24 protein-coding genes and 1 other annotated feature are annotated in these 22,838 nt (G+C 47.7%); of the genes, 1 reads left to right on the top strand and 23 read right to left on the bottom strand.

Going from position 1 to position 22,838, the window contains the following annotated elements; all coding sequences use genetic code 11:
* Position 1 precedes the first annotated feature (1 nt).
* The 19 genes from rpoB to ASG81_RS15760 all read right to left on the bottom strand — a co-directional run bounded on the left by rpoB (position 2) and on the right by ASG81_RS15760 (position 17,848).
* Positions 2-3,550 carry a DNA-directed RNA polymerase subunit beta gene (gene rpoB / locus ASG81_RS15675; RefSeq protein ID WP_056636002.1) on the bottom strand — a complete coding sequence of 1,183 codons (3,549 nt, stop codon included), beginning with the start codon at positions 3,548-3,550 and terminating at the stop codon, positions 2-4.
* Positions 3,551-3,934: 384 nt separating this feature from the next.
* Positions 3,935-4,534 (bottom strand): class I SAM-dependent methyltransferase, encoded by a 600-nt coding sequence (locus ASG81_RS15680; RefSeq protein WP_200961520.1) that lies wholly within the window; start codon positions 4,532-4,534, stop codon positions 3,935-3,937.
* Between the two features lie 204 nt (positions 4,535-4,738).
* Positions 4,739-5,098, bottom strand: a complete 360-nt coding sequence (rplL, locus tag ASG81_RS15685; RefSeq protein WP_056636009.1) for a 50S ribosomal protein L7/L12 — start codon at positions 5,096-5,098, stop codon at positions 4,739-4,741.
* A gap of 92 nt (positions 5,099-5,190) precedes the next feature.
* Positions 5,191-5,694: a 50S ribosomal protein L10 gene (gene rplJ / locus ASG81_RS15690; protein ID WP_056636012.1), complete on the bottom strand. Its 504-nt coding sequence runs from the start codon at positions 5,692-5,694 to the stop codon at positions 5,191-5,193.
* A 57-nt stretch (positions 5,695-5,751) separates the two neighbouring features.
* Positions 5,752-5,917, bottom strand: a sequence feature (ribosomal protein L10 leader region).
* Between the two features lie 12 nt (positions 5,918-5,929).
* A complete protein-coding gene (gene rplA, locus ASG81_RS15695; protein WP_056636015.1) occupies positions 5,930-6,622 on the bottom strand; it encodes a 50S ribosomal protein L1 in 693 nt (230 codons plus the stop codon).
* 100 nt (positions 6,623-6,722) lie between these two features.
* A complete protein-coding gene (rplK, locus tag ASG81_RS15700; RefSeq protein WP_056636018.1) occupies positions 6,723-7,148 on the bottom strand; it encodes a 50S ribosomal protein L11 in 426 nt (141 codons plus the stop codon).
* Between the two features lie 117 nt (positions 7,149-7,265).
* A complete protein-coding gene (gene nusG, locus ASG81_RS15705; protein ID WP_053373884.1) occupies positions 7,266-7,799 on the bottom strand; it encodes a transcription termination/antitermination protein NusG in 534 nt (177 codons plus the stop codon).
* 24 nt (positions 7,800-7,823) lie between these two features.
* Positions 7,824-8,033 (bottom strand): preprotein translocase subunit SecE, encoded by a 210-nt coding sequence (secE, locus tag ASG81_RS15710; RefSeq protein ID WP_056636022.1) that lies wholly within the window; start codon positions 8,031-8,033, stop codon positions 7,824-7,826.
* An 18-nt stretch (positions 8,034-8,051) separates the two neighbouring features.
* Positions 8,052-8,201: a 50S ribosomal protein L33 gene (rpmG, locus tag ASG81_RS29940; RefSeq protein WP_015847242.1), complete on the bottom strand. Its 150-nt coding sequence runs from the start codon at positions 8,199-8,201 to the stop codon at positions 8,052-8,054.
* Between the two features lie 313 nt (positions 8,202-8,514).
* Positions 8,515-9,165 carry an RNA polymerase sporulation sigma factor SigH gene (gene sigH / locus ASG81_RS15715; RefSeq protein ID WP_053373882.1) on the bottom strand — a complete coding sequence of 217 codons (651 nt, stop codon included), beginning with the start codon at positions 9,163-9,165 and terminating at the stop codon, positions 8,515-8,517.
* Between the two features lie 293 nt (positions 9,166-9,458).
* Positions 9,459-9,983 carry an NYN domain-containing protein gene (locus tag ASG81_RS15720; RefSeq protein ID WP_056636024.1) on the bottom strand — a complete coding sequence of 175 codons (525 nt, stop codon included), beginning with the start codon at positions 9,981-9,983 and terminating at the stop codon, positions 9,459-9,461.
* A gap of 3 nt (positions 9,984-9,986) precedes the next feature.
* Positions 9,987-10,742, bottom strand: a complete 756-nt coding sequence (gene rlmB, locus ASG81_RS15725; RefSeq protein WP_056636026.1) for a 23S rRNA (guanosine(2251)-2'-O)-methyltransferase RlmB — start codon at positions 10,740-10,742, stop codon at positions 9,987-9,989.
* Positions 10,743-10,792: 50 nt separating this feature from the next.
* Complete coding sequence (locus ASG81_RS15730) at positions 10,793-11,221, bottom strand: Mini-ribonuclease 3 (RefSeq protein ID WP_056636029.1); 429 nt, start codon at positions 11,219-11,221, stop codon at positions 10,793-10,795.
* Positions 11,218-12,654, bottom strand: a complete 1,437-nt coding sequence (cysS, locus tag ASG81_RS15735; protein WP_056636031.1) for a cysteine--tRNA ligase — start codon at positions 12,652-12,654, stop codon at positions 11,218-11,220. Before cysS ends, ASG81_RS15730 begins: the two co-directional genes overlap by 4 nt.
* Positions 12,654-13,313 carry a serine O-acetyltransferase gene (gene cysE / locus ASG81_RS15740; RefSeq protein WP_056636041.1) on the bottom strand — a complete coding sequence of 220 codons (660 nt, stop codon included), beginning with the start codon at positions 13,311-13,313 and terminating at the stop codon, positions 12,654-12,656. Before cysE ends, cysS begins: the two co-directional genes overlap by 1 nt.
* Before the next feature lie 519 nt (positions 13,314-13,832).
* Complete coding sequence (gene gltX, locus ASG81_RS15745) at positions 13,833-15,305, bottom strand: glutamate--tRNA ligase (protein ID WP_056636044.1); 1,473 nt, start codon at positions 15,303-15,305, stop codon at positions 13,833-13,835.
* Between the two features lie 99 nt (positions 15,306-15,404).
* Complete coding sequence (gene ispF, locus ASG81_RS15750; protein ID WP_056636046.1) at positions 15,405-15,887, bottom strand: 2-C-methyl-D-erythritol 2,4-cyclodiphosphate synthase; 483 nt, start codon at positions 15,885-15,887, stop codon at positions 15,405-15,407.
* Positions 15,884-16,603: a 2-C-methyl-D-erythritol 4-phosphate cytidylyltransferase gene (ispD, locus tag ASG81_RS15755; protein WP_056636049.1), complete on the bottom strand. Its 720-nt coding sequence runs from the start codon at positions 16,601-16,603 to the stop codon at positions 15,884-15,886. Before ispD ends, ispF begins: the two co-directional genes overlap by 4 nt.
* 147 nt (positions 16,604-16,750) lie before the next feature.
* Entirely contained in the window at positions 16,751-17,848 is a 1,098-nt protein-coding gene (locus ASG81_RS15760) for a PIN/TRAM domain-containing protein (RefSeq protein ID WP_056636052.1), read from the bottom strand.
* A gap of 175 nt (positions 17,849-18,023) precedes the next feature.
* Here ASG81_RS15760 and ASG81_RS15765 point away from each other — a divergent pair, with 175 nt between their 5' ends.
* Positions 18,024-18,419: a hypothetical protein gene (locus ASG81_RS15765; RefSeq protein WP_056636092.1), complete on the top strand. Its 396-nt coding sequence runs from the start codon at positions 18,024-18,026 to the stop codon at positions 18,417-18,419.
* A 344-nt stretch (positions 18,420-18,763) separates the two neighbouring features.
* On the opposite strand, the gene pssA is transcribed toward ASG81_RS15765, so the two are convergent.
* The 4 genes from pssA to ASG81_RS15785 form a co-directional block, all read right to left on the bottom strand.
* Positions 18,764-19,510: a CDP-diacylglycerol--serine O-phosphatidyltransferase gene (gene pssA, locus ASG81_RS15770; protein ID WP_056636056.1), complete on the bottom strand. Its 747-nt coding sequence runs from the start codon at positions 19,508-19,510 to the stop codon at positions 18,764-18,766.
* Positions 19,511-19,597: 87 nt separating this feature from the next.
* Positions 19,598-20,674, bottom strand: coding sequence for a DNA integrity scanning diadenylate cyclase DisA (disA, locus tag ASG81_RS15775; RefSeq protein ID WP_056636060.1), 1,077 nt, complete (start codon positions 20,672-20,674; stop codon positions 19,598-19,600).
* Between the two features lie 10 nt (positions 20,675-20,684).
* Positions 20,685-22,052, bottom strand: a complete 1,368-nt coding sequence (gene radA, locus ASG81_RS15780; protein ID WP_056636063.1) for a DNA repair protein RadA — start codon at positions 22,050-22,052, stop codon at positions 20,685-20,687.
* Positions 22,053-22,429: 377 nt separating this feature from the next.
* A complete protein-coding gene (locus ASG81_RS15785) occupies positions 22,430-22,777 on the bottom strand; it encodes an antibiotic biosynthesis monooxygenase (RefSeq protein WP_056636066.1) in 348 nt (115 codons plus the stop codon).
* Positions 22,778-22,838: the final 61 nt, after the last annotated feature.

A 22,838-nucleotide genomic window follows, 5' to 3' on the forward strand; every position in this document is an offset into this window, starting at 1 on the left:
TTTATTCAGCAGCGCCTATTTCGGCACCTTCAATATTGAGATTGAGCTTATCGCCCGTTGCCTCGTCCTCATCGTCCATTTCCTTCATTTCGATCTCTTCTTCGTTCTCAGACAGGATCTTAACATCCATACCTAAGCTTTGAAGCTCTTTGATCAAAACTTTAAACGATTCCGGAACACCTGGTTCTGGTACGTTTTCGCCTTTGACGATCGATTCGTACGTTTTCACGCGACCAACCACGTCATCGGATTTAACCGTCAATATTTCTTGAAGCGTGTAAGCGGCGCCGTATGCCTCAAGCGCCCATACTTCCATCTCCCCGAAACGTTGACCGCCGAATTGCGCTTTACCGCCGAGCGGCTGTTGTGTAACAAGTGAGTAAGGACCAGTGGAACGGGCATGGATTTTATCATCGACCATGTGCGCCAGCTTGATCATGTACATGACCCCAACCGTAACTTCACGCTCGAAATTTTCGCCTGTCCGTCCGTCATACAGAACGGTTTTACCATTACGCTGCATGCCGGCCTCTTCCATCGTATCGAAAACGTCATTCTCGCGCGCGCCGTCAAATACCGGCGTTGCGGCGTGAATGCCGAGATGCTTACAAGCCATGCCTAAGTGAACCTCAAGCGCTTGACCGATGTTCATCCGCGACGGTACGCCGAGCGGGTTAAGAACAACTTCAACAGGTGTGCCATCCGGCAGGAATGGCATATCTTCTTCAGGCATGATACGGGCGATAACCCCTTTGTTACCATGACGTCCGGCCATTTTGTCACCTTCGGAAATTTTCCGTTTTTGAGCAATATAGGCACGTACCAACTGGTTAACGCCAGGCGGCAATTCGTCGCCGTTCTCACGCGTGAATACTTTCACGTCTACAACGATACCATCTGTACCATGCGGTACGCGCAGCGAAGTATCACGAACTTCACGAGCCTTCTCACCGAAGATAGCGTGAAGCAATCTTTCCTCCGCAGTCAGTTCCGTTACGCCCTTCGGCGTTACTTTACCAACGAGGATGTCACCTGCGCCAATTTCCGCACCGACACGGATGATACCGCGCTCATCCAGGTTACGAAGAGCTTCTTCGCCGACATTCGGGATGTCGCGCGTAATTTCTTCCGGTCCAAGCTTCGTATCACGAGCTTCAGACTCATATTCCTCAATGTGAATGGATGTGTAAACATCCTCTTTCACAAGCTTCTCGCTAAGCAGGATCGCATCCTCATAGTTGTAGCCTTCCCACGTCATGAATGCAACGACAACGTTGCGACCAAGAGCCAATTCGCCCATTTCAGTGGAAGGACCGTCTGCAAGAATATCGCCCTTCTTAATCACGTCGCCTTTACGCACAAGCGGACGCTGATTGATGCACGTTCCTTGGTTAGAACGCATAAACTTGTGTAACTTATGTTTTACGAGGTCGCCGGTAACCGGCTTGCCGTCGATTTGTTCAACGCGGCGTAGCCAAATTTCGTTAGCGGATGAACGTTCGATTATACCGTCATACTTAGCAACAATACAAACGCCGGAGTCTTTCGCTGCCTTATGCTCCATACCTGTACCAACAAGCGGCGATCTAGGAATGAGAAGCGGCACCGCTTGACGCTGCATGTTCGATCCCATGAGAGCACGGTTGGAGTCATCGTTTTCCAAGAATGGAATTAACGCTGTCGCAACGGATACAACCTGCTTAGGTGATACGTCCATGTAATCAACGCGATCGCTTGGCATCGTCAAAATGTTATCGGCTTGTTTATTGTAACGAACGATCGTATTTTCTTCTGCAAACTTATCTTCTGCAGTCAACTTCGCATTCGCTTGCGCGATAACGTAGTTATCTTCCTCATCTGCAGTCAAGTATGCGATTTGCTCCGTAACAATTCCCGTCTTCGGATCCACCCAACGATAAGGCGCTTCAATGAAGCCATATTCGTTAATGCGGGCAAAGGAGGACAAGGAGTTGATCAAACCGATATTCGGTCCCTCTGGCGTCTCGATCGGACACATCCGCCCATAGTGGGAGTGATGGACGTCACGAACTTCGAAGCCCGCGCGTTCCCGAGTCAAACCGCCGGGTCCGAGTGCAGATAAACGACGCTTATGCGTCAATTCAGCAAGCGGATTCGTTTGGTCCATAAACTGGGACAGCTGCGAGGAGCCGAAAAATTCTTTTATTGATGCAATAACCGGACGAATGTTAATTAACGCTTGAGGCGTAATCGCATTCGCATCTTGTATGGACATTCTTTCGCGCACAACGCGCTCCATACGAGACAAACCGATACGGAATTGGTTTTGAAGAAGCTCACCTACGGAACGCAGACGACGGTTGCCCAGATGATCGATATCATCCGTGCTGCCTACACCATGAAGCAAATTAATAAAGTAGTTAATGGAAGAAATGATATCCGCAGGCGTAATATGCTTCACGGATTTATCAATAATGCCATTGGCAATTACCTTAATAACCTTGCTCTCGTCATATGGCGAGAATACGCTAATTGTTTGCAGTGGAATACTATCCGCATCCAAAACACCGTTAGCAACGTGATACGTTTTGAAACCAACATCCTTCTCGAGATTTTCGAGAATTTCATCAAGCAATCGACGGTCAATCATTTGTCCCGATTCAGCGATAATTTCACCGGTCGTAGGATCTACTAGATTTTCCGCGAGCCGCTGGTTAAACAAACGGTTCTTGATGTGGAGCTTTTTGTTTATTTTGTAACGGCCTACATTGGCCAAGTCATAGCGTTTTGGATCAAAGAAACGAGCTACCAGCAAGCTCTTCGCATTATCCAAAGTCGGAGGCTCGCCCGGACGAAGACGCTCATAAATTTCGATCAGCGCTTTCTCGGTCGAATCCGTATTGTCCTTGTCTAACGTGTTGCGAATGTACTCGTCGTGGCCAAGCAGCTCTAGAATTTCAGCATCAGTACCGAATCCTAGCGAACGCAAAAGTACCGTTACCGGTATTTTCCGGGTCCGGTCAATACGAACGTAGATAATATCTTTGGCATCTGTTTCAAGCTCCAGCCAAGCGCCACGGTTAGGAATAACCGTTGCTGTGTAATTCTTCTTCCCGTTCTTATCGACCTTCGTGCTGAAGTACACACTCGGGGATCGAACCAATTGGCTGACTATGACACGCTCGGCCCCGTTAATGATAAACGTGCCTGTCTCTGTCATAAGCGGGAAATCACCCATGAAAACTTCTTGTTCCTTTACTTCGCCGGTCTCCTTATTAAAGAGTCGTACCTTAACGCGTAAAGGAGCCGCATACGTCACGTCGCGCTCTTTTGATTCATCGACCGAATATTTCGGTTCGCCCAAGCTATAGTCGATAAACTCAAGCGATAGATTGCCCGTAAAGTCCGAAATCGGAGAAATATCCTGGAACAACTCGATCAAGTCGCTTTCCAAAAACTTCTCATACGATTTTTGTTGGATTTCAATCAGGTTCGGGACTTCCAGCACCTCGTTGATCCTGGCGTAGCTTCTGCGCGCGCGCCGACCATACTGAACAAGTTGTCCTGCCAACTTAACCTCACCCCTCATGTCTGTATCACAGCATCGATACTTACTGCGTCACCATAGTCGGACCAGCCGCCTATATTGTCAAATAAAGAAAAGCCCTTATCGAATAGTTCGAAAAAAGAGCATGTTCCGGCAGTTAAACAATCACAGCACAGCTGTGATAGTCTCATATCAAATAATTTTGCCCAAAACGTAAACATTATACGTCAAATGTGTAAAACTTATGCATTCCGCACGAAAAATTCACACTTGACATTTTAGTTAACTAAAGAGATGGAGCCCAATTTAATGCTGACATTTTATAATTTTACCATATCCAAAAAGTCAAGTCAATAAATTTCGTTCTATTTTCTAAGATATTTTAAAAGCAAGTCTGGCGTTTTTTAACTAGCCTTTTACAGCTCTAAAAATACGATAGCCCTTGTCCTTCGTCACTTCTTCTACACCTTCGAACAACGACTCCAGCTTTGCTTGCGCAGATGGCGCCCCTTGCTTCTTCTGAATGACCACCCACATGCTGCCGCCTTGCTCAAGTAATTCATAGCCTTCTTCAAATATCCGATGCACGACTGCTTTACCTGCACGTATAGGCGGATTCGTTACGATCGTATCGAACTTCAAATGCTTAACGGCTTCATATAAATCGCTCTGCAAAACGTTAACATTCGAAATCTTATTAAGCTTTGCATTTTCACGCGAAAGCTCTACCGCTCTTTCATTTATATCAATCATCGTCACTAGCCCGTTCTCAGCAAGTTTTGCTGCTGTTAATCCAATAGGACCATAACCACAGCCAACATCGAGCACCTTCGCATCCGCATCAAGCTTGAGTGCGTCGATCAAAACTTGACTCCCATAATCGACACCCGATTTTGAGAACACTCCTGCATCCGTCATAAATCGGAAAGAAAAGCCCCGAAGAAACACTTCATGAACTTGACGATTATGCTTTACCTCTGGGCTCTGTGAGTAATAGTGATTCGACATGATTCATCACTCCCCGTATTCCATTGCGCTTTCGCACAACCGGTTGTCCTGTCTCGCGTTGAAAGATAAGAATGTATAAGCAAATAACTTATACATTCTTATCTTTTAACATAGAACGAACCCCTTGAAACCTGACGGATTCAAGGGGCTCGCCAGCCGATTCATCGTTCAACCGCATGATCAGCTTATTTTGTTGAAGCAATATTACTTAACTTCCACGGAAGCGCCAGCTTCAGTAAGCTTAGCTGCAACTGCTTCTGCTTCTTCTTTAGCAACTTTTTCTTTAACAGCTTTAGGAGCGCTGTCAACCAAGTCTTTCGCTTCTTTCAGGCCAAGACCTGTGATTTCGCGAACAACTTTGATTACGTTGATTTTCGAAGCGCCAGGGCCGTTAAGGATAACGTCGAATTCAGTTTGCTCAGCTTCTACAGCTGCGCCAGCTCCTGCTGCTGCTACTGGAGCTGCTGCAGTAACGCCGAATTCTTCTTCAATTGCTTTAACTAGTTCGTTCAGTTCAAGAACGTTCATAACTTTAATGGCTTCTAAGATTTGTTCTTTAGACATGGTTATACCTCCAGGAATATGTTTTAGTTTTTTTGGTTTATCAAACGGCCGGCTTTCGCCGGTTCAATGCAATAAAGATTTGTTGCTTAATATTAAGCTTGTGCTTCTTGCTTCTCACCGACTGCTTTAACCGCAAGCGCGAAGTTGCGCACTGGAGCTTGCAATACGCTGAGGAGCATAGATAGCAAACCTTCGCGGGACGGAAGTTCCGCAAGTGCTTTGATCTCTTCTTGAGATACGACTTTACCTTCAACAATGCCGCCTTTAAGTTTCAATGCGTCATTTTTCTTTGCAAAATCGTTCAAAATTTTCGCTGGAGCAACAGCGTCTTCTTTACCGAATGCAATAGCAGTAGGACCTGTAAGAATATTGTTCAATTCTACATAATCCGTACCTTCTGTTGCGCGGCGAACGAGCGAGTTTTTAAGAACTTGGAATTCGATTCCTGCTTCACGAAGTTGTTTCCGAAGTTCAGTTACTTGCGCAACGTTCAATCCACGATAGTCAGCTACAACTGTACTGGAGCTAGCAGCAATTTTCGCCGCGATTACGGCAACTGCCTCTTGTTTCTCTTGGATGATATTTGCGTTAGCCAAACTGTACACCTCCCGTAATAGTATACATTCCGTTAATTACGACGGGCTTTCCACGCCTCGATGCATGAGAAAGGCCTTCGCAGACACTGCGAAGGCCATGATGTCGTTATCGCGCATCAACCCTAAAGGATCGAATATTGCTTACAAACGTTTTATCATAACACCTCGGTAGGAAATTAAGCCTTCAGGCACCTACTGTCTACGGTATGCGTATTCGAATTTAATTCCGTTCTTCTTAGCGGTAAATCGCTGTAGAAACACGGGCACCAGGACCCATTGTCGAAGAAACGGCGATGTTTCTCAGGTAAATACCTTTTGCAGCTGCCGGCTTTGCACGATTAAGCGCATCGATCAATGCCTTGAGGTTCTCGTTGAGTTTCTCAGCGTCGAAGGATACTTTACCGATTGGCGCATGGATTTGACCTGCTTTATCAAGACGGTATTCAATCTTACCGGCTTTAATTTCTTGTACGGCTTTAGCAACGTCAAACGTTACTGTTCCTGCCTTAGGGTTAGGCATCAAACCTTTACCGCCAAGGATCCGTCCAAGTTTACCAACTTCAGCCATCATGTCCGGCGTTGCTACGCAAACGTCGAAATCGAACCAGCCTTGTTGGATTTTGTTAATCATGTCTGCATCGCCGACAAAATCAGCACCCGCAGCTTCCGCTTCTTTCACTTTTTCGCCTTTTGCGAAAACGAGAACGCGTTTTGTTTTACCAGTACCGTGCGGCAGTACAACTACGCCACGAACGGCTTGGTCTTGTTTACGAGGGTCTACACCCAAACGAACTGCTACTTCAACGGACTCGTCGAATTTAGCTGTCGCAGCCTTTTTAACAAGCTCGATCGCTTCCAAAGACTCGTAAGTTGCTTCGCTGTCGATAAGCTTAGCAGCTTCTACATATTTTTTACCATGTTTAGCCATTGTTATTTCCTCCTTATGTGGTTGTAGCGGAATATCCTCCTGAGGATGATCCTCCCACCCGCGAAAGCCGAAGCTTCGCAAAGCAAGCTACCTTGCGGTATTAGTCAACAATAGTTACGCCCATGCTGCGAGCAGTACCTTCAACCATACGCATTGCCGCTTCAACAGAAGCTGCGTTAAGATCCGGCATTTTTTGCTCAGCGATTTCGCGAACTTTGTCACGTTTTACAGTAGCGACCTTCTTCTTGTTCGGTTCGCCTGATCCTTTTTCGATACCAGCTGCGACGCGTATCAATACTGCTGCCGGCGGCGTTTTTGTTTCGAAAGTAAAGGAACGGTCTTCGAATACTGTAATAACGACTGGAATAATCAAGCCTGCTTGATCTGCTGTACGAGCATTAAACTCTTTACAAAACGCCATGATGTTAACGCCTGCTTGACCAAGTGCTGGACCGATCGGTGGCGCTGGGTTTGCTTTACCTGCAGGAACTTGCAGTTTGACCATCTTGATGACCTTTTTTGCCATGCCTGACACCTCCTAACCCTTTATTCCATGCGTAAATAGCATTTGCCGCCAAAAGAGGCATTACTACTTCGCATCCAAATTCCACCGGAATATTCCGATGGGTTCGGAAACCAGATATTATATCTTCTCCACTTGAGTGTAATCCAGCTCTAGTGGGGTCTCCCTGCCAAACATGTTCACATGAACCTTCAACTTCGCTTTGTCGAGCAAAATCTCTTCTACTGTACCGACAAAATCTGCGAAAGGACCCACTTTGACGCGAACTGTTTCTTTCAGATCGAACTCGATTTTTGGTTTTGGTTCTTCCATGCCCATGTGTTTGAGTATTTGCTCAACCTCATCAGGCAAGAGAGGAATCGGTTTTGAACCGGAACCTGTTGATCCTACAAATCCAGTTACGCCAGGCGTATTTCGAACAACGTACCAAGAATCGTCGGTTTGAACCATTTCCACAAGAACATAGCCGGGGTAGACTTTACGTTGGACAGTCTTCTTCTTACCGTCCTTCTCTACCACTTCATCTTCCATAGGAACAAGCACACGGAAAATTTTGTCTTCCATGCCCATCGATTCAACACGGCGCTCCAAATTGGCTTTCACCTTGTTCTCATAGCCGGAGTAGGTATGCACGACGTACCATCTTTTTTCCATCACAAATCCACCTTTGGACCCTTCTTAAACAATGAGTTCAACCAGAGACGAGATCCCGATGTCAAGAAGCCAGAAGTAAATCGTTACAAACGTGATCGTGAGCAAAACTACGATCGAGTAGCTTGTCAACTCTTTACGGCTTGGCCAGCGAACCTTCTTAAGTTCCGCCCAGCTGTCGGCAAAAAAACTAAACGTTGTACCAAAGCCCTGCTTTAGTTTAGCCAAAAATGCCACGGTCACACCTCCAATTGACTATCTCGTCTCGCGATGAGGAGTCTGCTCGTTACAGAACTTGCAAAACTTCTTCAACTCGATGCGGTCGGGGTGATTGCGTTTGTTCTTGCTGCTCGCATAGTTTCTCTGTTTGCAGTTTGTGCATGCCAACGTGATAATTACCCGCATTGAATTACACCTCCCGAACTGCTACAAAATACGAATCATGAAGCTCTATATGAAAGTTCATTGATTCCAACGCCAAAACGAAAAAAAACCTCGAATTTAGGCCTACCTAAACACTTTATCACACAGCAATTTTGATGTCAATGTAAAAGATACGTGTTTGGCCTACGAATATTTGGCAGCAACAGAACATCGGGCTCGTTTCTACCAGTATAGTCTACTTGTGCTCTTTTAAAACAAAAAGGACCTTATATTCCATCTGAACACCGCCAGATGGAAGACAGCCCTCATTAAAAACAATTACGGATAAATGCGGTCAACCGCTAATGTCTCTTACTTCCAAGTAACGTTCAAGCTTGCGCTTCACACGCTGAAGGGCATTGTCAATTGATTTCACATGCCTATCCAAGTCGACAGCAATTTCCTGATAAGATCTTCCATCCAAATAAAGCATCAGCACCTTACGCTCAAGGTCGCTTAATATTTCGGACATTTTGTCTTCCAAGCCAATGAATTCTTCTTGGTTAATAATTAATTCTTCAGGGTCAGAAACTCGCGTGCCACAAATGACATCCAGCAGCGTGCGGTCCGAATCTTCGTCATAAATGGGCTTATCGAGCGATACGTAGGAATTAAGCGGGATGTGCTTCTGACGAGTGGCTGTTTTGATGGCGGTAATAATTTGCCTAGTTATGCACAATTCTGCAAAGGCTTTGAAGCTCGCAAGCTTGTCCCCTTTAAAATCGCGAATTGCTTTATATAGACCAATCATACCCTCCTGCACGATATCTTCACGATCCGCGCCGATAAGAAAATAGGAGCGCGCTTTGGCTCTCACAAAATTCTTATACTTGTTAATCAAATATTCCAACGCTATGCTATCGCCATTGCGGACTGCTTCGACAATGTCCTCGTCCGTACTGCTGTCATACTCGAGCGTACTCCATTCTTTGAGGTCGATACTCACGAACTATCCCTCCGGCCTGCAAGGCGTACACCGCTAGATTCATATTCACGTTATCTAACTGTTCCCATCTCAGTGGGTTCAGCAATGTTTCACGTCGAGAGATAAGAATGTATATCTGATAAATTCCACACGTTCTTATCGCTAATAATAGAGTCAGTATACATGATGTCACCTTCCACCGTCAACCAATCGGGAACCCGAAAACTATCAATTTAGTAGCATTTTTGTAACTTTGTGGAATAGAAGCAGCATTCGTCCCGCTTCCAATGCTCCTATCCATAAGCCCTGCCCTTTTATTTTTCTCCCCGGCGAAGCTTTTCCAGCTGACTGCGAACTTCAAGGCTGACGATGCCGTCTACCGAGTTGCGTGTTCCCGGCTTATCCTCGCGCAGCGACTTCTCGATATTTTTACGATTTTGGCCGATATCAATCAGCAGCTCGCGTGCGGATACGCGAAGCGCTCCTTTGCCAAAAGCCACATGCTGCTCCACCAGATCAGACGTCGCTACATAAATGTTTCTGCGCCTGACAAACAGCTCAGAGCAGAGGCGCTCGATGCATTCATCAGCCGTTTCCTTTTCTTTCGTATACACAATTGTCAGCTTATGGTGTCGATAAGTGGCTCCAAGTCCTGGCACCTGATGCGCATCAAACACCACGTGCACTTGCATGCCCGTGAAGCCCTGATAGTCCGCTAACAAATCTAACAGCTTGTCCCGGGCTTCCTCCAGATCGTATTCCTTCAGCTTCTCAAGCACCGGCCAGGCACCAATCATGTTATAGCCGTCGACTAATAAAATATCGTCGCGCCGATTCATGATCTAAATGCTCCGGCGCTGCCGGACAACCTCATACATAAGCACGCCGGCCGCAACAGAAGCATTCAGTGAATTCAATTGACCGAGCATAGGCAGTTTAACGAGAAAATCGCATTTTTCCTTGATGAGTCTTCCCATTCCCTTACTTTCGTTGCCGATTACGACAACTAGCGGCATATCGAATTTCATCTTGTACACATCTTGCGACGCGCTAACATCGGTACCCGCTACCCATACGCCCGCTTCCTTCAGTTTATCGATCGTTTGTGCCAAGTTTGTCACGCGGGCAACCGGCACATGCTCAGCTGCGCCAGCTGACGTTTTCAGCACGGTAGCCGTCAATCCCGCAGAGCGCCGCTTCGGAATGATAACGCCATGTACTCCCGTACATTCAGCTGTACGCAAAATCGAACCCAAATTATGCGGATCTTCGATCTCATCAAGCAGCAATATAAACGGGATCTCATCACGCTGCTTCGCTCGCTCAAGAATCTCCTCTACTTCCACATAAGCGAAGGCGGCCGCTTGAGCGACAACCCCCTGATGTGTAACTCCCGGGGTTAAGCTGTCGAGCTTCCTCTTGTCAACAAACTGCACGACAATCCCGAACTTCTTCGCTTCTGCAACAATTGGCTGCGTTAAGGTTTTCTGTGCGCCGTCGGCAATCCATATTTTATTAATTTCACGGCCGGAACGCAGCGCCTCAAGCACAGGGTGCTTGCCGGCAATCATTTCGTCCTGAATGGTTTCTTCAGTCATCGGTCGTCCTCCTCATATCGTTTATAATTTCCATAAAGGCTGCGCGAGCCTTATTTCTTTTCTTGGCCTTCAATCGCAATTGCAAACAATTCATTCAATCTATTTATACGGCCTTCATAATAGAGATAACCGACTAAGCTCTCCAATGCGGTAGCGAGACGATAATCGGCGAGGTCCGCATTTTTGGGAGGAGCGCCCGACTTCGAATTGCGGCCGCGGCGAACAATGTCCGCCTCCTCCTCTGTCAAATGCGGCTGCCAGCGGTCCAATGTTCTTTTTTGTCCTTTGGCAGAAACCATTTTCGTCGCTTCACGGTGAAGATGATGAGACTTCTGATTCGGCAGCGAAATGAAATATTGCCGAACGAGAAGCTCAAAAACGGCATCACCGATATATGCCAGTATGACAGGGTTCATGAGCTGCGCTTTTTTGGAAGGCGGGTGAAAGAGCAACATGTTCGTATGGATATGCTCGCTCATTTGCGCCGCCAGCGGATACCTTGCGGAGTATCCTCAAGCACGATGTTTTTCTGCGTAAGCAGATCACGTATTTCATCGGCTCTCGCCCATTTTTTTGCCTGACGCGCTTCCGTACGTTCCACGATAAGCTGCTCGATATCCGCATCCAGCAGCGCTGCGTCAGCATGCTGCTGAGGCAGCAAACCGAGCACCGCATCCATACGCTCCAGCAGCGTTAGCAGAGCTTGGATAGCGCGGGAAGAAGCATCGGCACGGTTCAAATATTGATTAGCTTCCGTAACCAAATCGAATACGGACGTTATTGCGTCAGGCGTATTGAAATCATCACTCATTTTCGCATGGAATTGTTCGAATATCGCTTTAAGCCTCTCATCCAGAGCTTCATCACCAGAAGGAACAAGACCATTACCTGTCGTTTGAGCCAGCTCACCGTCAACGGCTTTGAGTCTATGCGTTAGATTTGCCGCACAGTTCGCAATCCGCTCTACGCTATTCTCGGCTTGGGCGACCGTATCGTCGCTAAAATTCAGCGGGCTTCGATAATGAGTCGAGAGCATAAAGTAACGAACGGCTTGGGGCTTAACCCGCTTCACCAGCTCATGCACCGTAATGCCATTGCCTAGCGATTTGGACATCTTCTCATTGTTAATGTGAATATAGCCGTTATGCATCCAATAGTTCGCAAGCGGCTTACCGGTCAATGCCTCGGATTGAGCCAACTCGCACTCATGATGCGGAAATTGCAAATCATGTCCGCCGGCGTGAATATCCAGCGTATCGCCAAGATACGTGCGGGCCATAGCCGAGCATTCGATATGCCAGCCTGGTCGGCCCTCACCAAATGGGCTATCCCATTTGATTTCTCCCGGCTTAGCGCCTTTCCACAATACAAAATCCTGTTGGTTCTCTTTACGGTCGCCAATCTCAACCCGAATACCGAATTGAAGCTCTTCCATATTTTGATGAGACAGCTTGCCATAATCCGCAAATGCAGCCGTGCGGTAATATACGTCACCTTCGCTCATATATGCATAGCCTTTGTCTATCAGGCCTTGAATAAACGCCACGATCTGTGGAATATGCTCCGTCACGCGCGGATTGATCGAAGCTTTATGAACGCCTAATGCTTCGATATCCGCATAAAATGCCGTAATGAACGTTTCCGCCACTTCCGGCACGGTCGTACCAAGCTGCTCCGCTTTACGAATAAGCTTGTCGTCCACGTCCGTAAAGTTCACAACATATTGGATCTCATTTCCGATATCCTCCAAATAACGGCGAACGACATCGAAGAAAATAACGGGCCGCGCATTCCCGATATGAATATAATCATAGACGGTCGGACCGCAAACATACATTTTCACTTTACCCGGCTCTTGCGGCACAAAAGGCTCTTTTAACCGCGATACGGTGTTGTATATAGATACTGTCATTATCGTTTTTCTCCTCCAGTTACAGGTTCACGAAGCTGCTTCAGCTCGGATTTCAAGTCGTCAATTTCCTTCTGCATCGTACGGAACATTTCAATGACCGGGTCGGGAAGCTGCGTATGATCAAGCCGATCGCCAACGCGCTCTCCATTTCGTTTGACGACACGCCCCGGATTTCCTACTACGGTGCAATTCGTCGGTACTTCCCGCAGAACAACGGCATTTGACCCTATGTTGGAAAATTCGCCTACTTGGAACGAGCCCAGCACCTTCGCACCTGAGCCAATAACCACATTATTGCCAATTGTCGGATGACGCTTACCTTTTTCTTTGCCTGTTCCACCGAGAGTAACGCCTTGATAAATAACGACATCGTCGCCGATTTCGCAGGTTTCACCAATCACTACACCCATTCCATGATCGATAAACAAACGCTCGCCGATTTGAGCGCCCGGATGTATCTCGATGCCCGTCATGAAACGGCTCACCTGGGAGATCAAGCGCGCCGCCGTAAACCATCCTCTGCGGTATAAGGGATGGGCGATGCGGTGAGCCCATATGGCGTGCAAGCCTGAATAGGTGAAAACAACCTCGAAACGGCTGCGGGCAGCCGGATCATTCTCGAAAACCGCTTGTATGTCCGATCGGAAATGACGAAACATAAGCAATGCTCCTTTTTCATACGCTCATTTATTTCTAATAAAAAGAAAAGCCTCCGCAGCATATTATGCTGCAGAGGCGTGTTATCTCGCGGTCCCACTCTGCTTGAACAAATCTACAGCTGCACGCTGAAGCTCGTTCATCTTATAGTCTTTAACGCAGACGATACGTTGTTGCCTACCCTGCGCAGCCAAATGTACGCTTGCATAAACGATAAAGCGTTGCCGCTCTATCCTTATGATCGTGCATTTTCTGCTGTAGCAGCTCGGAACAAAGCTCCCAGGTGCATATTTCCGTTCGGTGGACAGACAACTTGCAGCCCCATTCTGCTTTCCCATTGCCTCACATCATGATGCGACGCCGATTCGAATGACGGTTGTCCTCTCTGCGAATCCACAAGCAAACGTACTTCTCCTGTTCATGGCCGTTCGATTCATTCATTTATTAGTCATAGTATACCGAATACCCAAAAATGTGACAAGGGTATTATGTCCGTTTAATAAGACAGTACCTATAAGCGTCTAAGCCCCGTAGCCCGCCAAACGCCCGCGCAGACGGCTGGCAACCTTCTCTTTGCCGAGCAATGCAAGGGATTGATTCAAGTCGGGACCATGCGTCTGACCGGTAAGCGCCGCCCGAATCGGCATGAAGAGCTGCTTCCCTTTGAAGCCTGTTTCCTTCTGTACGGCCTTGATCATTTCTTTAATGCCATCCCCCTGAAATGCCGTTTCGCCCGCTTCTATCAAATTCAGGAAGGCTTGAAGCACAACAGGCACCTGCTCCTCGGCAAGGACAGCGACAGCATCTCCCTCATCCACGATTGTATCGCGGAAGAAAAGCTCAGTCATCGGTACGATTTCCGAAGCATAACGCAGCTTGTCCTGATGAAGCGCCACAAGATCCGTAACCCAGGCGCGGCCTTCCTCATCTAACTCTGCAGCTACGCGCTCCGCTTTTTGCAAATGCGGCAGGCAAAGATCTACGAGACGGAACAGATCCGCTTTTTTCAAGTATTCATTGTTCATCCAGCTCAGCTTCTGCGTATCGAATACGGCCGGGCTTTTGCTTAAGCGTTCCGGATTAAATATGGAAACCAGCTCGCTTTGGGTAAATATTTCTTGCTCGCCTTCAGGCGACCAGCCAAGCAGCGTAATAAAGTTAAACATCGCTTCCGGCAAATAACCGAGATCGTCATATTGGGAAATGAACTGAATAATTGATTCATCACGCTTGCTTAATTTCTTGCGCTGCTCATTAACGATTAGCGTCATATGGCCGAATTGCGGCGGCTCCCAGCCGAACGCCTCGTAGATCATAAGCTGGCGGGGCGTATTCGAAATATGATCCTCCCCGCGCAATACGTGACTAATTTTCATCAAATAATCATCAAGCACAACAGCAAAATTATAGGTTGGAATGCCATCCTTCTTCACGATTACGAAATCGCCCATCTCCGCTGTATCGAAGCTGATCGAGCCTTTAACGATATCGTCAAAAGCATAGGTGCGCCCTTCCGGCACGCGGAAACGAATACTAGGCACACGTCCTTCCGCTTCGTATGCTCCGCGCTGCTCTACCGTCAAATTGCGGTGCTGTCCGGAATAACGCGGCGTTTCGCCGCGCTCGATTTGCGCTTCCCGCTCCTTCTCCAGCTCTTCCTCGGAACAGTAGCAGCGATAAGCAAGATCACGGTCCAGCAGCTCCTGCCAGTACTTGCTGTAAATATCGAGACGCTCTGTCTGACGGTAAGGACCATACCCGCCTCCGATATCGATGCTTTCATCCCAATCGATGCCAAGCCATTTCAAATACTTAAGCTGACTTTCCTCTCCGCCCTCAACATTGCGTTTCACGTCTGTATCTTCGATTCGGATAATGAATTTACCGCCTTGGTTTCTTGCAAATAAATAATTGAATAAGGCCGTTCTCGCATTGCCAATATGTAAATGACCCGTCGGAGATGGGGCATAACGAACTCGAACCTCTGCTGTCATCTCAATACCTCCTAAAAGTTTTGCGAAGCAAAATCTTGCCTTGAAAGCACATACTAATAAAGTTTTGCGAAGCAAAATCTTGCCTCTAAATAATCCCGATCATAACACATCCTTGACCAGGCAGACAACGGATTGCGCAGCGATCCCCTCGCCGCGTCCAGTGAACCCGAGCTGCTCGGTTGTTGTAGCCTTCACGTTCACCTGGGTTACGTCTGCCTCAAGCGCCTTTGCAATTATATCGGCCATTTGCGGAATATAAGGCAGCATCTTAGGCCGCTGGGCAATAATCGTGGAATCGATGTTGCCGAGCTTGTAGCCGCGCTCGCGCACCAGCTTCCATACAGCCTCAAGCAGCTTCAAGCTGTCAGCATCCTTAAATGCGGCATCCGTATCGGGAAAGTGCTTGCCGATATCTCCAAGTCCGAGCGCTCCCAGTATCGCATCCGTTATCGCATGCAACAGCACGTCTGCGTCCGAATGGCCAAGCAAGCCCTTTTCATATGGAATCGTTACTCCCCCTATAATACAGGGACGCCCTTCCACCAATTGATGCACATCAAATCCTTGTCCAACTCGAATCATCCTTGCCCACCGTTCCCCTCTGCCCTATCGGCACGACGCTTCGCAAGCAGAAATTCCGCCCACGGCAAATCCTCAGGCGTCGTAATTTTAATATTTGTATACTCGCCTTCTGCTACGGTAACGCTCACGCCCATACGCTCCACGACCATCGCGTCATCCGTTCCTACGAATTGCTCCGCCAGCGCGCGCTCATGCGCCTCCAGCAGCAGGACACGTCGAAAAGCTTGCGGCGTTTGTATCGCCCACAAGCTTCGGCGGTCCGGTGTCGAAACGATAACGCCCGCTTCATTCACCTGTTTAATCGTATCTTTAACCGGAACAGCCAGCACCGAGGCACCGCTCTGCTCAGCTTGCGCGCAGCAAGCGCGGACGGCATCTGCCGTCACAAGCGGACGAACCCCGTCATGCACCATCACCCAGTCGGTTGTCAGCTCTTGCAGTCCGCAATATACGGAATGCTGGCGTTCTTTGCCCCCGGCAACGACAGCCGTTACCTTCGTAATTCCATACTGCAGCACCCAAGTGCGGCAGCGCTCTATATCATCGCTTCCAACGACAAGCACCGCTTCTTTGACTGTTTCCATCGACTGGAACAGCTCCAGCGTGTGCACGAGTATAGGCTTGTCCGCCAGCTGCAAATACTGCTTGCTTTCCTTCGTCCCCATCCTCGTGCCTCGTCCCGCCGCAACGATGATAACTCCCCAATCTGCTCCCATGCCTTCACCCGCCTCACACTGTGTTAAAATATAAGACTTTATAAGCTATGCACTTATAAATAGACTTATATTTCACCGCGAAACGAGCTTTGCCGCCTTAGACGGCGTCAGCCGTTTACGCATGAACAATAGTACTATCATACCTTGTTACAGCGCTTTTTCCAACAGCTTCGGCTTTGCAAATATCATTCGGCCCGCAGACGTTTGCAGTACGCTCGTCACGAGCACCTCCATCGTTGTACCGATATACTCGCGTCCTCCCTCGACGACGATCATCGTGCCGTCATCCAAATAGGCGACACCTTGACCATGCTCTTTGCCGTCCTTTATCACTTGAACGATAATTTCTTCTCCCGGCAGGACGACAGGCTTCACTGCATTAGCCAAATCATTAATATTCAGCACCGATACCCCTTGCAGCTCACATACTTTGTTTAAGTTAAAATCATTCGTAACGACCTTGCCATGAAGAGCCTTAGCCAGCTTTACAAGCTTGCTGTCCACTTCACCGATTTCTTCAAAGTCCCCTTCATAAATAAGAACCTTTACATCAAGCTCTTTCTGAATCTTGTTCAAAATATCGAGTCCGCGCCGTCCCCTGTTTCGTTTCAGCAAGTCGGAAGAGTCCGCAATATGCTGAAGCTCCTCAAGTACGAACTCCGGAATGACAAGCGTCCCTTCAATAAAGCCGGTCTTGCAAATATCCGCAATTCGTCCATCGATAATAACGCTCGTATCGAGTATTTTATGCTCCTCGTAGCCGCCCGCTTCATCTGCAGCCGATACGGCTCTGCGCTTCTCCAGCAGGGCGGCAAAGCCCTCTGCCAGCTCCTCCTGCTTATGCAGTCCAATTCGCATGCCCAAATAACCAAAGCATAGCATCATCGCCGCGGGAATAAGACTCCCTAAGCCCTCTAAGCCCGATACTGCGGGAAAGAGCAATACGGCGAGCAATAATCCTGCAAGCAGTCCGCCCGCCCCGGTAACCAGCTGCCGCACGGGAAGCGCTGCGGTTTCCTCCGCACCCTTCTGCATATATCGAATGATTTGCCCTGCAAGCATCGTTGCCACAACCACACCAAAAACCGCGCCAATTGCTACATTCATGTAATAAGTGCCGGATCGCTGTAGCATTCCGAAGGATGAGCCAGACCATACGGCCGCTCCATTTATCCACCCGTATACTTCACCGCCTGCCATACCACCGAACAACATACCCATTATTTGAATGATTCGTCTAACCATTATGGTTCACCTCCACTACAATTATGTTCCAATAATTGCCTTGCTAACCGTGGGGGTGCACATTAATTGCAAACATTTATTATTTTTAATAATTCATATTTTGAAAAGAGAGGGTAGGAAGCTTATAATGGAAATTAAGATTACATCACAAAGGTTGGTGAAAGAGGTGGAACCGATGAGCGCTCCTACACTGGATCAATTTCAGCGGCAAGTATCAGAATTACTGCTCAGGCACCGAAGCTTACTAGATGTTATGTCAAAATTCGGTCAGTCAGGCGCTTCTGTTAACCGTGCGGTCACGAAAGCAGTGACCGATTGTGGCTGTATCGAAATTAATGCCCGAAAACAGCAATACTCAGACGACTTAAATCTTGAAAATGCGAAAGCGACGCTGCAAAGTCATCTCTCAGGAATGGTATGCGAGCATTGCCGCGACGTACTGAAGGCCGATCTTGGCCGAAACTTATTTTACATGACTGCTTTATGTAATCTGCTGGATATTCAATTGGATGAAGTTATTGCAGATGAGTACGACAAATGCTCTACTTTGGGCCTGTTTAATCTAACGTAAAATGACACAAGAGAATATCGGCCGAGTCCGACAATTGACAAAAGCTTTGAGGAGATAAACTCCCCAAAGCTTTTTCTTTGTTTTATAAAATAATATCCCATTTTCCCTAGCGAAGACAGGCAGCACTTCATTCGCGAAAAATGTCATCACTATAATATTATGGTAAATAATTTATCCATTTTTCGTGTCCGATCTTGTCGTATAACTTTTATTACTCCGCTCTTCTCATTCATTTATTATCTTATTTTTATCGTTTTTATTGTGAATTTCATTAATATCAGATGAATTAATATAAAAAATAGCGTAACTAAGCGCAAATCTTTGCGCTTAGTTACGCTATTGGATTAAGCCGGCTTCTCTGATTGCACAGGCTCGTCGGAGATTTCATCCCGCTTCTTCCGCTTACGATTTCGCTTTGGCAAACGTCGATCAACGTTTTTTTTTAGGCCGTACAGCGCATAAAGCAGCAGCGGTACAAACAATATTTTGGACAGGTCATTTTTGAATAATAAGCCTAGGACGACAGCCACAACAATGACGATGGGCACAACCCAAACCGCGCTTTTCGGAATACCGACCTTTTTGAAATTCGGATATTTGATCGTACTGACCATAAGGATGGAAAGCACAAGCGTGCTCGCAAGCAGCACCGATACGTAAATGTCATCTTTAAATAATGCAAGCGTTGCTAGTACACCGCCCGCCGCCGGTATCGGCAGTCCGATAAAGTAACCTGGCGCGCTTGAAATCACATTGAAGCGGGCAAGCCGCAAAGCACCGCAAATCGGAAACAAAGCCGTTACAATCCAAGCGAAGGCTGGATTAAGCTCTTGAAAAGCGACCACATACATGATGAATGCCGGCGCTACACCAAACGAAATCACATCGGATAGCGAGTCTAGCTCCTTACCGAATTCACTTTGAACGTTCAGCGCCCGAGCAACGCGTCCGTCTACACCGTCGAGCAGCATGGCGATTAATACCATCATTGCCGCCGTATCTGGTTTTTCGTTAAATACAAGAATGATGGCGATTACTCCTAGGAATAAGTTCCCCACCGTGAGAAGGCTCGGTATCGATTTTGTGATCATCTTTTCCACCTCTTCTCTACTATGCCCCAAAACACTTAACGAATGTATATCCACTTATAGGACCACATTCCATCCATTGTATGGGATTTAGATTTGCCTGTCAATGAACATCTGCTCTTGGATCCGTTTGAGACCTTCTTTAATTGCCCGTGCCCGCACTTCACCAATACCCTCAACCTCATCCAATTCTTCGATCGTCGCCATCAAAATATGCGGCAACCGGCCGAAGCGGTCGATTAGATTGTTCATAATGATGAGCGGCAATCTCGGAATTTTGTTCAATAAGCGGAAACCGCGCGGGGAAACCGATTCATCGTTCATATTGTTCGTATGTGGATAACCGATCAGACGAATGATTGGCGGTGCATCCAGCAGCTCTTCCGAGCTTAGCTTCTTGAGGCCAGCACGAATTTCCCGGATCTTCTCATCCGAATTATCTTTGGCGTAATCCTTAAGTAAGTACCAAGCATCCTCTTCCACGCCGCCTACCAGCTCATCCATTTGCATGCTGATGAGGCGTCCTTCCGTTCCCAGCTCATTCACGTAGCGCTTGATCTCCATCTTGATGCGCAGCACCATCTCAACGCGTTGAATGACATGCGCCACTTCCTGCAGCGTGACGAGCTCTTCGAACTCGAGCGCGGATAAATTCGTAAACGATTGGCTAAGCACCGCTTTATATTTCTCCAGCGTTTGAATCGCTTGATTGGCCTTCGTCAAAATAACGCCCATTTCCTTCAGCGAGTAGCGCAGGTTGCCTTGATACAGCGTAATGATGTTGCGGCGCTGCGAGATCGATACGACAAGCTTGCCGGTTTGCTTAGCAACCCGCTCTGCCGTACGGTGCCGAATACCTGTTTCGATCGACGGGATAGAGCTGTTCGGAATGAGCTGCGTATTCGCATACAAAATCCGGCGCATATCTTCGCTCAAAATAATCGCGCCATCCATTTTGGCAAGCTCATACAAATAGTTTGGCGAGAAGTCGCAATTTATGGAGAAGCCCCCATCCACAACCTCCATTACCTCTGGACTATAGCCAACAACTAGCAATGCCCCCGTTTTGGCGCGAAGCACATTCTCAAGTCCTTCACGAAAAGGGGTACCTGGTGCGACTAATTGCAATAATTGGTTCATAATTTCAAGCTGAGTAGGTTCCTTCATCGTCTGCCCCCTATCCAAGCGCTGCCTTAAGTGCTTCCGACACTGTGGTTACGCCAATAATTTCTATGCCTGCGGGCGGCTTCCAGCCCTTTAAGCTTTTCTCCGGCATAATGACACGTTTGAATCCTAGCTTCTCTGCTTCTTTCACCCGCTGCTCCGCACGCGATACCGCACGAACCTCTCCCGTCAGTCCTACCTCGCCAAAGATGACATCATAAGGCTTCGTCGGCGAATCCCGGAAGCTGGAGGCTATGCTGACCGCAGCCGCAAGATCGACTGCCGGCTCGTCGAGCTTTACCCCGCCCGCAACGTTCAAATAAGCATCCTGCGTTTGTAGAAACATCCCGTTTCGCTTCTCCAGCACCGCAATGATAAGCGCCATTCGATGATGATCGATACCGGTCGACATTCTTCTCGGAGATGGAAAATTGGTAGTCGCCACGAGAGCCTGAAGCTCTACAAGCACAGGCCTCGTACCTTCCATGCTAGCGACGACGGTCGAGCCTGACACACCAAGCGGACGCTCGGACAAAAACAGCTCGGAAGGGTTAGACACCTCTCTGAGTCCATCCTCGCCCATTTCGAAAATTCCGATTTCATTCGTTGAGCCGAAGCGGTTTTTGACCGCCCGCAAAATGCGGTACGTATGATGACGCTCTCCTTCGAAATAAAGAACGCAATCCACCATATGCTCCAGCAGTCTCGGCCCGGCAATCGCGCCTTCCTTCGTAACATGGCCGACCAGCACCGTTGCGATTCCTTTGATTTTGGCGACTCTCATAAAATGTGCCGTACATTCGCGGACCTGCGATACGCTGCCGGGAGCCGATTGTACATTCGGATCGTACACGGTTTGAATCGAGTCAATAACGAGAAAATCAGGCTGGACCGATTCAATTGCATCGTTTATTTGCTCCATATTGGTCTCGCATAGCACATACAGCGACTCCGTCAACGCTCCCAGGCGGTCTGCCCGAAGTCTCGTTTGGCGCACCGACTCTTCTCCCGAGATGTAGAGAACTTTAAGTCCCTTTACCGCAAGAGCATGAGAGGTTTGCAGCAGAAGCGTTGACTTTCCAATACCGGGATCACCGCCAACAAGAATAAGTGAGCCTGGCACAACGCCTCCGCCCAGCACCCGGTTGAGCTCAAGCATCCTTGTTTCGATACGCGGCTCTTGCCCACTTTCTATATGTATGATGGACTGCGGCTTTTCTTTCGCATGAAACGACGACAAACCGACGCCCTTCGTTTTCACAACGGTTTCTTTCTCTTCTATCATGGAATTCCAAGCATGGCAGCCCGGGCATTTTCCAAGCCATTTTGGCGATTCAGTGCCGCATTCCGTACAAATAAACTTCGTTTTAATTTTGGCCATTCTGAACTCCTTAAATGTTATGGGCTAGCGTAAATAGATGAAGCCATCCCTTGCGATTCTGCTTAAAATGACACTACGTAAAGTTTACCATTTTATCCCCCATGTATAAACCCACATTGTTCACGAAAAAAAATGAAGATGCTTCTATTATTCGTTTCCCCCAATTAAACTTATCCCTTTTGGGCTGTAACGGTTTTATCCACAGTTTTATCTACAACTTATCAACATTATCCACAAGTCATCAACATATCCCCATCGTCCATCTGACTAAATGACGCATAAAAAAAGGCTCCCGTTATCCACAGTGGATAAGAGAGCTGAATGACAGTTTATTATAACTTTTTTCATCTGAGGCGTAAGCCTCATCCGTTAAGCTTCTATGCTTCGATTGCGGCTTGCCGGGCAACCAGCACGCGATGCGTTGACAGCTGCGAGCCCAGCATAACGCTTTCCGTCTGCTGGCCGTCAGCGCCCTGTTGTTGACCGCCTCTTTGGGCATGCGCTTGCCGGAACGAATCACTGTTCACCCAGCCCTCGAAAGAGGCTTTATTTTCCCAAGTCGTGCTTACTTTAAGCTCATCATATTCCTCCAGACCTTCCGTAAACAAAACCTCCATGCGTACGAAACCAGGCGATAAATCAATACCTTTCGAGCTTTGAAACCGTTTAGCTACCGTCTCCCCGTGACCCTTTTTTACTTTTATCGTATTTGTAACAACTATCATCGTTGTTCCTCCCATGTCCATCTCATACTCCATTTCTATTATACGATAATGATTCTCATTG

Source organism: Paenibacillus sp. Soil522, assembly GCF_001428245.1.
Classification (GTDB): Bacteria; Bacillota; Bacilli; order Paenibacillales; family Paenibacillaceae; genus Pristimantibacillus.

Bases quoted from the DNA above. Each gene is read 5' to 3' on its own strand.
- rlmB (WP_056636026.1), bottom strand. From the start codon at position 10,742: ATGACTGAAGAAACCATTCAGGACGAAATGATTGCCGGCAAGCACCCT.
- rplA (WP_056636015.1), bottom strand. From the start codon at position 6,622: ATGGCTAAACATGGTAAAAAATATGTAGAAGCTGCTAAGCTTATCGAC.
- ASG81_RS15785 (WP_056636066.1), bottom strand. From the start codon at position 22,777: ATGATAGTTGTTACAAATACGATAAAAGTAAAAAAGGGTCACGGGGAG.
- ispF (WP_056636046.1), bottom strand. From the start codon at position 15,887: ATGATTCGAGTTGGACAAGGATTTGATGTGCATCAATTGGTGGAAGGG.
- ASG81_RS15730 (WP_056636029.1), bottom strand. From the start codon at position 11,221: ATGAGCGAGCATATCCATACGAACATGTTGCTCTTTCACCCGCCTTCC.
- ispD (WP_056636049.1), bottom strand. From the start codon at position 16,603: ATGGGAGCAGATTGGGGAGTTATCATCGTTGCGGCGGGACGAGGCACG.
- gltX (WP_056636044.1), bottom strand. From the start codon at position 15,305: ATGACAGCAGAGGTTCGAGTTCGTTATGCCCCATCTCCGACGGGTCAT.
- nusG (WP_053373884.1), bottom strand. From the start codon at position 7,799: ATGGAAAAAAGATGGTACGTCGTGCATACCTACTCCGGCTATGAGAAC.
- cysS (WP_056636031.1), bottom strand. From the start codon at position 12,654: ATGACAGTATCTATATACAACACCGTATCGCGGTTAAAAGAGCCTTTT.
- ASG81_RS15760 (WP_056636052.1), bottom strand. From the start codon at position 17,848: ATGGTTAGACGAATCATTCAAATAATGGGTATGTTGTTCGGTGGTATG.
- rpmG (WP_015847242.1), bottom strand. From the start codon at position 8,201: ATGCGGGTAATTATCACGTTGGCATGCACAAACTGCAAACAGAGAAAC.
- pssA (WP_056636056.1), bottom strand. From the start codon at position 19,510: ATGATCACAAAATCGATACCGAGCCTTCTCACGGTGGGGAACTTATTC.
- radA (WP_056636063.1), bottom strand. From the start codon at position 22,052: ATGGCCAAAATTAAAACGAAGTTTATTTGTACGGAATGCGGCACTGAA.
- ASG81_RS15680 (WP_200961520.1), bottom strand. From the start codon at position 4,534: ATGTCGAATCACTATTACTCACAGAGCCCAGAGGTAAAGCATAATCGT.
- rplL (WP_056636009.1), bottom strand. From the start codon at position 5,098: ATGTCTAAAGAACAAATCTTAGAAGCCATTAAAGTTATGAACGTTCTT.
- ASG81_RS15765 (WP_056636092.1), top strand. From the start codon at position 18,024: ATGAGCGCTCCTACACTGGATCAATTTCAGCGGCAAGTATCAGAATTA.
- rplK (WP_056636018.1), bottom strand. From the start codon at position 7,148: ATGGCAAAAAAGGTCATCAAGATGGTCAAACTGCAAGTTCCTGCAGGT.
- ASG81_RS15720 (WP_056636024.1), bottom strand. From the start codon at position 9,983: ATGAATCGGCGCGACGATATTTTATTAGTCGACGGCTATAACATGATT.
- disA (WP_056636060.1), bottom strand. From the start codon at position 20,674: ATGAAGGAACCTACTCAGCTTGAAATTATGAACCAATTATTGCAATTA.
- cysE (WP_056636041.1), bottom strand. From the start codon at position 13,313: ATGTTTCGTCATTTCCGATCGGACATACAAGCGGTTTTCGAGAATGAT.